The sequence below is a fragment of the Caulobacter sp. FWC2 genome, assembly GCF_002742625.1.
Lineage (GTDB): Bacteria > Pseudomonadota > Alphaproteobacteria > Caulobacterales > Caulobacteraceae > Caulobacter.
In genome coordinates, this window is the sequence record NZ_PEBF01000001.1 from 3343080 (window position 1) to 3355359 (window position 12280).

General features: G+C 68.4%; 8 protein-coding genes and 1 pseudogene. 4 read left to right on the top strand and 5 right to left on the bottom strand.

Translation table 11 applies throughout. The annotated features are described in order from the left end of the window. Nucleotides 1-78: 78 nt before the first annotated feature. Nucleotides 79-1155 (bottom strand): LacI family DNA-binding transcriptional regulator, encoded by a 1077-nt coding sequence (locus CSW62_RS15960; RefSeq protein ID WP_099579451.1) that lies wholly within the window; start codon nt 1153-1155, stop codon nt 79-81. A 162-nt stretch (nt 1156-1317) separates the two neighbouring features. On the opposite strand from CSW62_RS15960, the gene CSW62_RS15965 reads away from it, so the two are divergent. Both CSW62_RS15965 and CSW62_RS15970 read left to right on the top strand, forming a co-directional pair. Continuing rightward, nucleotides 1318-2826, top strand: coding sequence for a UxaA family hydrolase (locus CSW62_RS15965; protein WP_099579453.1), 1509 nt, complete (start codon nt 1318-1320; stop codon nt 2824-2826). Between the two features lie 86 nt (nt 2827-2912). Continuing rightward, the gene (locus CSW62_RS15970) at nt 2913-4361 is read left to right on the top strand and encodes a mannitol dehydrogenase family protein (protein ID WP_099579455.1); all 1449 of its coding nucleotides are present in this window, start codon (nt 2913-2915) and stop codon (nt 4359-4361) included. Here CSW62_RS15970 and CSW62_RS15975 read toward each other — a convergent pair. The 3 genes and pseudogenes from CSW62_RS15975 to CSW62_RS27515 all read right to left on the bottom strand — a co-directional run. After that, complete coding sequence (locus CSW62_RS15975) at nt 4358-4918, bottom strand: sugar transferase (RefSeq protein WP_099579457.1); 561 nt, start codon at nt 4916-4918, stop codon at nt 4358-4360. The genes CSW62_RS15970 and CSW62_RS15975 overlap by 4 nt on opposite strands. An 8-nt stretch (nt 4919-4926) precedes the next feature. Continuing rightward, nucleotides 4927-7596 carry a polar localization protein TipN gene (locus tag CSW62_RS15980; protein ID WP_099579459.1) on the bottom strand — a complete coding sequence of 890 codons (2670 nt, stop codon included), beginning with the start codon at nt 7594-7596 and terminating at the stop codon, nt 4927-4929. Nucleotides 7597-7903: 307 nt separating this feature from the next. After that, nucleotides 7904-7976, bottom strand: a pseudogene (locus tag CSW62_RS27515) (hypothetical protein); the annotation flags it as partial. A 228-nt stretch (nt 7977-8204) separates the two neighbouring features. On the opposite strand from CSW62_RS27515, the gene cysD reads away from it, so the two are divergent. Further along, nucleotides 8205-9185, top strand: coding sequence for a sulfate adenylyltransferase subunit CysD (gene cysD, locus CSW62_RS15990; RefSeq protein ID WP_199170622.1), 981 nt, complete (start codon nt 8205-8207; stop codon nt 9183-9185). Continuing rightward, on the top strand, nt 9185-11092 hold the full coding sequence (gene cysN, locus CSW62_RS15995; protein ID WP_099579464.1) for a sulfate adenylyltransferase subunit CysN: 1908 nt from the start codon (nt 9185-9187) through the stop codon (nt 11090-11092). The genes cysD and cysN overlap by 1 nt, the downstream gene beginning before the upstream one ends. Here cysN and CSW62_RS16000 read toward each other — a convergent pair. Further along, nucleotides 11080-12279 (bottom strand): MFS transporter, encoded by a 1200-nt coding sequence (locus CSW62_RS16000; protein WP_099579466.1) that lies wholly within the window; start codon nt 12277-12279, stop codon nt 11080-11082. The two genes, cysN and CSW62_RS16000, sit on opposite strands and share 13 nt — an antisense overlap. Between the last annotated feature and the right edge of the window lies 1 nt (nt 12280).

A 12280-nucleotide genomic window follows, 5' to 3' on the forward strand; every position in this document is an offset into this window, starting at 1 on the left:
CGGGCTGTCGTGACGCGCTTGGTAACCGGTGTCACGACGCGTTGCAAGAAAGGAGGCAGGCGTCGCGGCGGGTTGTCCTCAGGACTTCGGCGGCGCGGCCGAGGACTCCCGCAGGACAAGATACGGGATCGTGCTGGCGGGATCACGCGCTTCGCGATTTTCCCGTCCGATCAGCTTTTCGGCGGCCATACGGCCAACCTCCCGCGTCGGGATGTGGATCGTGGTCAGCGGCGGCCACACGGCTTGGGCGATCTGGAAGTCGTCGAAGCCGACGACGGTCAGATCCTCGGGCACCCGCAGCCCCGCGCGCCGCGCCGCCTGCAGCGCGCCGGCGGCCATTTCGTCGTTGCCGCAGAAGATGGCGGTGGGACGCGGCTCCATGGCCAGCAGCGCCTCGCCGCACGCCAGGCCGGACTCGAAGGTATAGGCGCCCTGGACCACATAGTCGGGCTTCAACTCGACCCCGGCCTTCTGGAGCACATCCTCAAGCCCGCCCCTGCGTTCGTGCGAGGACCGGAAGTTGGGCAGACCGCTGATGAAGCCGATCAGCGTGTGACCCAGGTCGATCAGGTGCTGGCCCATCACCTCCCCGCCCATGCGGTCGTGACCGACGATCATGTGCTCGGGCTTGTCCAGCTCGACCGAGGCGATGCGGATATAGGCGCAGCCGATCTCGTTCAGCAGCTTGGCGACCCGCTCGTCCTCGGACACCGACGGCGGCAGCACGACGCCGAACAGCTTCTGGCGCTCCACGAAGGCGCGGATGTCGGTCAGGAAGGTCGGGCTGGCGCGGTTGCAGGGGTGAACGACCAGCTCGAAGCCCGAACCGCGCATGCCGTCCAGCAGGCCCAGCTGCATGTTGACGACATATTGCGGGTTGGGGTTGTCGTAGATCATGCCGATCAGGAACGAGCGGCGGAACGCCAGGCCCCGCGCCTGCGGATCGGGCGCATAGCCCCACTCGGCGATCACCGCCTCGATGCGCTCGCGCGTCTCGTCACGAACGAAGGGAGACTGGTTGATGACGCGTGAAACGGTCTTCTTGGACACCCCGGCAAGCCTGGCGATGTCGTTGATCGTGGCTCGCTTGCGACCACCCTCGACGCTGCTCTCTGGATCTTCCGGGGACGAGGAAGGCGTCTTCGAAGAGTTCACGGCGTTTCCAAGCAGCTTTAAGCGTTGTCTTTTGTCATACTCTAGCCGCGCTGGCGTCGCCAACCTAGGACGAAACGCCCGCTTTTGGGGTGACTGACACCGGTTACCATGTCACTACGCACTGAAAACGACGACACGAAACTCGGCGGCGAAGACCAAACCATGACCGATACGACCCTGGCGCCTCGCGAATCGATCCACCCCGTCGACCCACGCGACCACGTGGCCACCGCCCTGCGCGACCTCGTGGCCGGCGAAGTCCTGGACCTGCACGGCCAGACGATCACCGTGCGCGCCGATATCCCCAAGGGCCACAAGATCGCTATTCGCGATGCCAGCGCTGGCGCCGACGTCCTTAAGTACGGATGGCCGATCGGCCGGGCCACGGCCGACATCGCCGTCGGCGACCATGTCCACGTCCACAATGTCGCGACCCGCCTGGAAGGCGTCGAGGGCTACAGCTTCGCCCCGACCGCTCCGGAGCCGCACGCCGAGCCCGCCGCTCGCACCTTCGACGGCTATCGCCGCAAGAACGGCCGAGCCGGCACCCGCAACGAGATCTGGGTGCTGTGCACCGTCGGCTGCGTCGCCAACACAGCCCGCCGCATCGCCGAGAAGGCCAACGCCCACTTCGCCGGCCGCGTCGATGGCGTCTACGCTTTCCCCCACCCGTTCGGCTGCTCGCAGCTGGGCGATGACCTGACCCACACCCGCAGCCTGATCGCCGGCCTGGCCGCCCACCCCAACGCCGGCGGCGTGCTGATCCTGGGCCTGGGCTGCGAGAACAATCAGCTGAAGGCCCTGCTGGACAGCGCGCCGGACATCGACCGCGAGCGTCTCCGCAGCTTCACGACCCAGATGGTCGAGGATGAATTCGAGGACGGTCTCGCCGCGATCGAGGCCCTGGTCGAGATCGCCGAGAAGGACAGGCGCGAGCCGATCCCGGTTTCCGAACTGATCGTCGGTCTCAAGTGCGGCGGCTCGGACGGCTTCTCGGGCGTCACCGCCAACCCGCTGGTCGGCCGCATCGCCGACAAGGTCGCCGACGCCGGCGGCACCCCGGTCCTGACCGAGATTCCGGAGGTCTTCGGGGCCGAGAACGTGCTGCTGCAGCGCGCCGCCAGCCGCGAGATCTTCGATCAGGCCGTCGGGGTGATCGACGACTTCAAGCGCTACTTCATCGACAACAACCAGCCGATCTACGAGAACCCCTCGCCCGGCAACATCGCCGGCGGCATCACCACGCTGGAGGAGAAGTCCCTGGGCGCGGTGCAGAAGGGCGGCCGGGCTCAACTGGTCGAGGTGCTGCGCTACGGCGAACGCGTCGGCCCCCACGGCCTGACCCTGCTGGAGGCTCCTGGCAATGACGCGGTCTCGTCGACGGCCCTGACCGCCGCCGGCGCGACGGTGATTCTGTTCACCACCGGCCGCGGCACGCCGCTGGGCTTCCCGGCCCCGACGCTGAAGATCGCCTCGAACTCGGGCCTGGCCCAGCGCAAGCCCGGCTGGATCGACTTCGACGCCGGCCAGGTGCTGGAAGGTGTCTCGATGGACGACGCGGCTGACCGACTGATGGACCTCGTGGTCGACACCGCCTCCGGCAAGGCCACCAAGGCCGAGCTGAACGGCGAACGCGAGATCGCCATCTGGAAGTCCGGCGTGACCCTCTAAAAAATGGTCAGGCCAATTGCCAGACTTGTCAGACTACCGCATTTAGGCAACCGACCCTTCCGTTACGAAACTCCAGGCGTGCTCCCTTGACGGCTTCTCCCACGACCTCCCCCGCCCTGCGTCTGAGCGCGACCAGCTATCCGGGGGCGATCCCCGGCACGGCGCTGCCGACCTATGACCGTGACAAGGTGCAGGTTGGCGTCGTCCACTTCGGCCCCGGCGCCTTCCACCGCGCCCACCAGGCCTTCTATTTCGACCAGCTTCTGACGACCGATCCGCGCTGGGGGATCTGCGCCGTCTCTCTGAAGAGCCCGGGCGTCCGCGACGCCCTGCAGCCGCAGGACGGCCTATACACCCTGGCGCAGCTGGACGCCGAGACCACCTTCCGCATTGTCGGCTCGATCGTCGAGGTGCTGGTCGCGCCGGAAGATCCGCCTTCGGTCTTCGCCCGTCTGGCGGCCCCTACCACCCGCATGGTCACCCTGACGGTGACTGAAAAGGGCTACACCCTGTCGGTCGAGGGCGGCCTCGACGAGAAGCATCCGGACATCGTCCACGACCTGGCCCATCCGCGCGAACCCAAGAGCGCCGTGGGCTACATCGTCGAAGGCCTGCGCCGCCGGTTCGCGGCCAGCCTGCCGCCCTACGCCGTCGTGGCCTGCGACAACCTCGCCGACAACGGCTGGCGTCTGAAAGCGGCCGTGGTCGCCTTCGCCGCCAAGATCGACGCCGATCTGGCCGCCTGGATCGACGCCGAGGGCAGCTTCCCGCGCACCATGGTCGACAGCATCACCCCCGCCACCGACGACACCTTGCGAGCGCGAGTCCAGACCGCCACCGGCCTGGAAGACGCCTGGCCGATCCAGCGCGAAGCCTTCACCCAGTGGGTGGTCGAGGACGTGCTTCCCGCCGACGCGCCGGACCTGTCCAGCGTCGGGGGCATCCTGACCGACGACGTGCGCGGTTTCGAGCGCGCCAAGCTGCGCCTGCTGAACGGCGTCCACTCGACCCTGGCCTATGCCGGCATCCTGCGCGGCCACGAGACGGTGTTCGAGGCGGTCAGCGATCCGGCGCTGGAAGCCTTAGCCCGCGACCTGATGGCCAAGGACATCATCCCGACCCTGACGGCGCCGCGCGGCCTGGATCTGGCCGACTACGCCGAGGCGATCCTGGCCCGCTTCCGCAATCCCGAAATCCGCCACTACCTGGCGCAGATCGCCTGGGACGGCACCCAGAAGCTGCCCTTCCGCATCCTGGGCACGCTGACGGAAACCCTGGAAGCCGGCCGTTCGATCGAGCGTTTGGCGATACCGCTGGCGGCCTGGATGCGCTTCATCGCCCTGCGCGCCAAGACCGGCGAGGCGATCACCGATCCGCTGGCCGACAAGCTGACCGAGATCGGCGTGGGCGTCACCGGCGACGCCAACACCGACGTGGCGGCCTTCCTGGCCTTGGACACCGTGTTCCCGGCGGCCTTGACCTCGAACCCGACCTTCGTCGCGGCGATCGAGAAGGCCTACGCCGACCTCGGCTAACGCGTAACACCTCGAGCGGTCAGCACCGGCACGACGGTGCTGACCATGATCTCCAGGTCGAACAGGAACGAGCGCCGGGCGAGATACTCGGCGTCCAGCGCCACCTTGTCCGGGATGGCCAGCTCGTCGCGGCCGTTGATCTGCGCCCAGCCGGTGACGCCGGGCCGCAGGACATCGACGCCGGCGGCCTTGCGGGCGGCGATCAGGTCGTCCTGATTGAACAGCGCCGGGCGCGGCCCGACCAGGCTCATCTGGCCCACCAGCACGCTCCACAACTGCGGCAGCTCGTCTAGGCTGAGCTTGCGCATCAGCGGCCCCAGCGGCGTCAGCCAGCGGTCCGGGTTCTCCAGCAGATGCGTGGCGACCTCGGGCGTGTCGATCCGCATGGTCCGGAACTTGGGCATGGCGAAAAGCGCGGAGCCTCGGCCCACGCGCTGCGACCAGTAGAGCCCCGGCCCGGGCGAAGTCAGGCGCACCAGCAGCCACAACCCGGCGAGCGGCAGGGCCAGGACGATCAGGCCTAGCGCCGCCGCCGTGAAATCAAAGGCGCGCTTCACCTTAAGGCTCAGCCGAGATCGCCGCTGGCCGCGTCAAGCAGCAGGTAGGCCCGGCCAGCGTCCGACGACAGCAGCGCCGCCAGCAGGAAGCCTTCGCGATCCTGGCCAGCCGCCTCGTCGATCATGCTCGCGTAACGCTTCAGGAAGCGCTCGGTATTGGCCTTCAACGTCGAGTCGGAGAACAGGCGGCGGACCAGGCGACGGATGGCGGCGGGCGCCAGTCGCTTGACCACCTCGCGGGCCCCGCCATCGTCACGCGTCTGCAGGGCCGCGGCGATCTCGTCGATCCGGCCGCGCGGCAGCAGGGCGTGCGGATCAATCCCCATGGCCGTGATCTCGGCGGAGAGCCTCTCGCCCAAGGCGGCGTCGCCCGGAGAGCTGTTCTCGATACCGGCCAGCAGGTTGCGCCAGCTCCAGCCGCCCTCGCCCTCCGGTTCGGACGCCGACTGCGCTGGCGTCTGCTTGCGGGCGGAGGCTTGCTCGAACACCGAACGGAACTCTTGGTCGGTCGCCGTTGGCGTCAGGCGCAGGCGGCGACGGTCGGTCGGCGGCTCGTCCTCGTCGTCGAAAACGGCCATCGGCAGCGGTTCGGGCTGGGAAGGCGGCGGCGCGGGGCGCGCACGGCTGACCGGGGCCTGGGTCGGGGCGGCGCGGGCGGCGATGGTCGAGGCGCTGGACGCGGTGACGGCCCCGGCCGCCTCGCTCAGCATCTCGTAATTGCGGCGGACGCGCTCCTGGAAAGCCTGGTCGATCGCGGCCGTCTCCTCGGCGGTGCGGCGGATGGCGTTCATCAGATGCTCGACGCCCTGCTCGATGGATACGCGGACTTCGGCGGCCTTCTGCAGAGCCTCGGCTGGCAGGTCGGCGGTGCGTTTGCCGATCTCGGCCAGCATCGTCTCCAGTTCGTCCAGCGTGCCGCGGGCCGCCTGCACCGAGTCCGCCAGCTTCTGCGAGGTGCGCGCCCCGGCTTGCTCGACCATCTGGGCCGAGTGCTCGATGATGTCGCGCGCCTCCTCCATGCGGGATTCGAACACCGCGTCGGCCTTCTGGCCGGCGGCGAAGGCGATCTCGTTCAGTTGGTCGACGCGGCTGCGGGCGGCCTCGACGCGAGCCTCCACGCCCTCGGCCGCCTTCAACGCCGACTCGGCCATGGCCTCCATGGCCGCCTTCAGCTCGTCCTCCAGCAGGGTGCGCTGGTTCTCGGCGACGTCGCCGATGGTCTCGAGCGTCTTCTTGGCGTTGTCGGCCAGGATCTCGCGCTGGCTGACAGCGCCCTCGGCCAGTTCGCGGAACTGGTCGGCGGCCGCGCTGATGAGGCCGCGCAGGATCTCCGCGCCCATGGCGGCGGCGTCCGACAGTTCGGTGGCGCCGACACGGGTATAGGCGACGAACTCGGTGAGCTGAGCGGTGCGAGTCTCGGCCTCGGAGGCGAAGTCCTCCTGGTCCGAGCGCAGGGCCTGGCTGATCTCGACGAGCGCGGCGCGCTGGGCGGCCAGGCTCTTCTCGACCGACGAGACCTGGTCGCCAACGCCGTGGCCGGCGGTCTCCAGCCGAGCGATCTGGCGCGACAGGTCCTCGGCCCCGACGCGGGCGGCGTCCGAGGCTTCGGCGGCGGCGGCCGCCAGGTCGGCGGCGCGGGCCGCCAGGGCGGCTTCTGCTTCGCGCAGCTGGGTCTCGGCCAGATCGGAGGCCTCGGCCACCATGCGGGCCTGGCTGCCGATCGCGTCGACCACCGCCGTGGAGCGGGCGTCCAGGGACTGCGACAGGGTCTCCATGGCCGTACGCTCGTGGCCCAGCCCTTGGGCCAGTTGCTTGGCCATCTTGGCGGAGTCGGCAGCGGCCTCGGCGAGGCGCCCGGTCTCCTCGGCCAGGGCCTGGCGCAGCGAGACGATGTGCTCACGCGCCCGCTGGGCGGCGTTGGCGGCGTCATCGACGCCTTGGCGCAGGGCGTCTACCGCGCTGGACGCACCGACGGCGGCCAGAGCGGCCGGGGTGACGATGCGATCGGTCAGGGTCCGGGTGCGGCGCAATTCATCGGCGATGCCGTTCGCCTGGCGCAGCAGATAGGCGCCCAGCAGGGTCAGGAGGGCCGGGCCGATAGCCAGGCCGGCGAACACCGTCAGGGCGAAGCCCTCGACCTTGAAGGCTGGCACGCCGCGCGCGTAGCCCAGGGCGAAGGCGATCGGGGCCAGGGCCCAAAGGAAGGCGATGGCGGTGGCCAGGGTCCAGAACAATACGCCCGACATGCGGCGCGGAACGTCCTCGCTGCGCAGCGGCACGGCCGCTTCGGGTCCGCGCAGGTCAAGCGTCGGCTCTCGGCTCTCGGCCTTGGCCGGCGCGGCGCGTTCGGGCTCGACGACGGGGGCAGGCGGTTGGGCTGTGGCGGCCAGCGAGGTGGCCAGTTTCAGCTCGGGCTCCGAGAAGCTCTCGACCGGCTCGGGATCCGGCTCGCGGCGACGGCGCGAGCGCACGGTCATCGGCGGCGGAACAGCCAGATCGTCGTTCAGCGTCTCTTGCAGAGTCAGGGGCTCGGCGCTCGGAATGGCCGCCTCGGAGTCGGAAAAAGACGTGGCCTCAGACAGCTCCGGAGGGAGCTCAGGCGTGGTCTTGGCTTCCTCGGGAGGGACACCCGTCGGCGTGGCGGAAAAATCGAGCGGTTGGCGCTTCTTAGGCTTCATACACAGCCAGGGTCCCAGGACGTCGGCAAAGGGGGCGTCGGCGAGGGGCGCAGGAGACAACTTTCGCGCGCTGGACCCCTCCTTCGCGCACCACATGAACCTAACGGCGAAAAGCCTTGGCGAAAAGCGACTTTGCTTGAGTTTGCAAGGGTCTCGACGCCTTAAGCGCCGGTTCAGGCGTCGCGTGTGGTCGCATCAACCCTCTTGTCGGGCGCGTTAACCGCGATCGGCGCACCCCGGGGCGAGCGAGCGACCGACTTGGCCGGGGCGGCCTGGGTATGGGTGCAGACGCGGTTCTCCACGCTCACGCCCAATTGGCAAAGCGCGAACGACGACAGCCAGACGACCGCCACAGCCAGCATTTCCGTCAGAAAGCCCATAGCCCGTCCCTGGACCAATATCAGCGTTATGCGAGCATTTTCGGAGGAGGACGAGTGAACTTTTGGTCATGAAAGCGGAAGCTTACCGACCGGGGCGCCACGTCCGCTGACAGCGCCCTCAGAATTCCGACGGTTGTCCGGCGCCGTGGCCGGGCCTAGGTCCCAGCCTGCACCGGTGCGCCCTTCGACGGGATGCGACCGGACATTTTTCCTTTGCGGACCTTCGCCTTGGCCCTTACCCAATTCGCACCCGCCGCGTACCCGCCGGAACCGATGACGCCCGATCTGACGAAGAACGCGATCTCGCCGGCCCGCCTCACCCACCTCCAGCGGCTGGAGGCCGAGAGCATCCACATCCTGCGCGAAGTGGCGGCCGAGTGCGAACGCCCGGTCATGCTGTATTCGATCGGCAAGGACAGTGCGGTGATGCTGCACCTGGCCGCCAAGGCCTTCTATCCCGGCAAACCGCCCTTCCCGCTGCTGCACGTCGACACGACCTGGAAGTTCCGGGACATGTACGCCCTGCGCGACAAGGTGGCGTCGGAGCTGGGCTTCGACCTGATCGTCCACAAGAACCCCGACGCCGAGGCGCGCGGCGTCAATCCGTTCGACCACGGCAGCGCCCTGCACACCGGCCTGTGGAAAACCGAGGGCCTGAAGCAGGCCCTGTCCAAGTACGGCTTCGACGCGGCCTTCGGCGGCGCCCGCCGCGACGAGGAGAAGAGCCGGGCCAAGGAACGGGTCTTCTCGTTCCGGACCGCCGAGCATCGCTGGGACCCAAAGAACCAGCGGCCGGAACTGTGGAACCTCTACAATACCCGCAAACACCCGGGCGAGAGCCTGCGCGTCTTCCCGATCTCCAATTGGACCGAGCTGGACGTCTGGCAATACATCCACCTTGAGAACATCCCGATCGTGCCGCTGTACTTCGCGGCCGAGCGGCCGGTGGTCGAGCGCGACGGCGCGCTGATCATGGTCGACGATGACCGCTTCCGCCTGCATCCCGGCGAGACGCCTCATATGAAGAGCGTCCGCTTCCGCACCCTGGGCTGCTACCCGCTGACTGGCGCGGTCGAAAGCACGGCGGCCACCCTGCCCCAGGTCATCCAGGAAATGCTGCTGACCACGACGTCGGAACGGCAAGGCCGGGTCATCGACCACGACCAGTCCGCCTCGATGGAGAAGAAGAAGCAGGAGGGCTACTTCTGATGGCGCACCAGTCCGCCCTGATCGCCGAGGACATCGACGCCTATCTGCACCAGCACCAGCACAAGTCGCTGCTGCGCTTCATCACCTGCGGCAGCGTCGACGACGGCAAGTCCACCCTGATCGGCCGCCTGCTGTACGACAGCAAGATGATCTTCGAGGACCAGCTGGCGGCCCTCGAAGCCGACAGCAAGAAGGTCGGCACGCAAGGCGGGGCGATCGACTTCGCCCTGCTGGTCGACGGCCTGGCCGCCGAGCGCGAGCAAGGCATCACCATCGACGTCGCCTACCGCTTCTTCTCGACCGAGAAGCGCAAGTTCATCGTCGCCGACACCCCCGGCCACGAGCAGTACACGCGCAACATGGTCACCGGCGCCTCGACCGCCGACGCGGCCGTGATCCTGATCGACGCCCGCAAGGGCGTACTGACCCAGACGCGTCGCCACAGCTACCTCGTGTCCCTGCTGGGCATCCGCCACGTGGTGCTGGCGGTGAACAAGATGGACCTGGTCGGCTGGGATCCGGCGGTGTTCGACCGCATCGTCGCCGACTATCGCGCGTTCGCCGAGCAGATCGGCCTGACCGTGTTCACGCCGATCCCGATCTCCGGCCTGGGCGGCGACAACATCGCATCAAGCAGCGAGCACACGCCCTGGTTCAAGGGTCCGATCCTGATGTACTGGCTGGAAGGCGTGGAGGTTGAGGACGACCTGCGGTCCAAGCCGTTCCGCATGCCGGTGCAGTGGGTCAATCGCCCGAACCTCGACTTCCGGGGCTTCTCGGGCCTGATCGCCTCCGGGACCATCAAGCCGGGCGACCGCATCCGCGCCCTGCCCTCGGGTCGTGAGAGCCGCGTGGCCCGCATCGTCACCCTCCCCGGCGATCTGGACCAGGCCGTCGCCGGCCAGTCGGTGACCCTGACGCTGGAAGACGAGATCGACATCTCGCGCGGCGACGTCATCGCCACGGCCGACGCCCCTGCGCCGGTCGCCAACCAGTTCGAGGCCACGCTCGTCTGGATGGACGACGAGCCGCTACCCCCTGGCCGCACCTATCTGCTGAAGATCGGCGCTCGCACGGTCGGCGCCAGCGTCACCGACATCAAGCACCGGGTGAACGTCAACACGCTGGAACACACGGCCGCCAAGCGGCTGGAGCTGAACGAGATCGGGCTCGTGAACCTGTCGCTCGACCAGGCCATCCCGTTCGAGGCCTATGCCGACAACCGCCAGATGGGCGGCTTCATCCTGGTCGATCGCCTGTCCAACCGCACCGTTGGCGCGGGGATGATCAACTTCGCCCTGCGCCGGGCCGATAATATCCACTGGCAGCACACCGACGTCAGCAAGGCCTCGCGGTCGGCGCTGAAGAGCCAGCGCGGCCAAGTCGTCTGGCTCACGGGCCTGTCGGGCGCGGGCAAGTCGACCATCGCCAACCTGGTCGAAAAGCGCCTGCACGCCCTGGGCCGCCACACCTACCTGCTGGACGGCGACAATGTCCGCCACGGCCTGAACAAGGATCTCGGCTTCACCGAGGAGGACCGCGTCGAGAACATCCGACGGGTGGCCGAGGTCGCCAAACTGATGGTCGACGCCGGTCTCATCGTGCTGACCGCCTTCATCTCGCCATTCCGGGCCGAACGCCAGCTGGCGCGTGACATCCTGGAGCCCGGCGAGTTCATCGAGGTCTTCGTCGACACGCCCCTGGCCGTGGCTGAGGCGCGGGATGTGAAGGGTCTCTACAAGAAGGCCCGCTCGGGCCAGTTGAAGAACTTCACCGGCGTCGACAGCCCGTATGAAGCGCCGGAAACCCCGGAGCTACGCATCGACACCACCGCGATCGATCCCGTCGAAGCGGCCGAACGGATCGTCGCCTGGCTGGAAGGCGGGGAGATCGACTACACGATCTGATGTCTTGATCGGCGCGAGAGCATGATCGCGCCGATCAGCCCTAACGCGGCCATGACGGCGGTGGCCAAATAGCCCTTCGCGCCCAAGGCGTCGAACAGAGGCCCCGACGCCAAGGTCGCGATGCCCAGGGTAAAGCCCGACGACAGCGCCGAGTTGATCGCCTGGGCCGGTGACGCCGCCGCCGGCGGGGCCAGCTTCTCGATCAGGCGCAGCGAGGCCAGGAAAGAGGCCGCGAAGGTCATGGCGTGCAGCATCTGCAGCGGAAACAGCGCCCATAGCGGCGGCTCGAACGCGTAAAGCGTCCAGCGGACCACAGCGGCGCTGGCCCCCAGGATCAGGAACCGCTCCGGCCCCCAGCGGCGGCGCAGCGGCTCCAGGAACCACATGAAGCCGACTTCCGCCGCGACGCCCACGCCCCACAGCACGCCGATCATCGGCTCCGAGATCCCCTGCTTGCGCCAGAGGATGGCCGAGAAGCCGTAATAGAACGCGTGCGCGCCCTGGATCAGGCCGGCCGTGACCACCGCCAGCAGGAAGGTGCGGTTGCGCAGCAGTTCCGAGAGGCCCTTCCAGCGCTCGGACCGGTCGGGCTTGGCGCCCTCGGCATGGACGCGTTCGGGCGGAACCAGCAGGGCGGCGGCCAGGGCGGCGACGAAACACGCCGCGACGATCCAGAAGGCGATGATCGTCGGCGCGGCGAAGGTCAGGATCGCGCCCATCGCCAGGTTGGCGGCGATGAAGGCGCTGGAACCGGTGCCGCGCGGGATCCCGTAGTTGAATCGCTCTGCCCGCGCCCGGCGCAGGGTGATGATGTCGATCAGCGGCGAGACGGTCGACAGCAGGGTCTGGCCGATGAACCACGCCAGGATGAACCACCACAGGTTCGGCGCGGCCAGCAGGCCCGCATAGCCCAGCCCCGCCCCGGCCAGCAGCACCACCATCGGCGTGCGTCGCAGGGTGAAGCCGTCGGCCCACACCGCCAGCGACGCGCCCGTAAAGGGCTTCAGCAGCAGCGGCACGGCCAGGATCAGGCCGATCTCGCTGCCGGTCATCCCGCGCGAGCGCAGATAGGTGCCGATATACGGCAGGCTGACGCCCGAGCTCAGAAAGATGGCGGCGTAGAACAGGCAGAGGCGGACGAGGGTCGGGAGCCCCTTCCCATCCGCCCTGTACGCCGTATCCGGCACC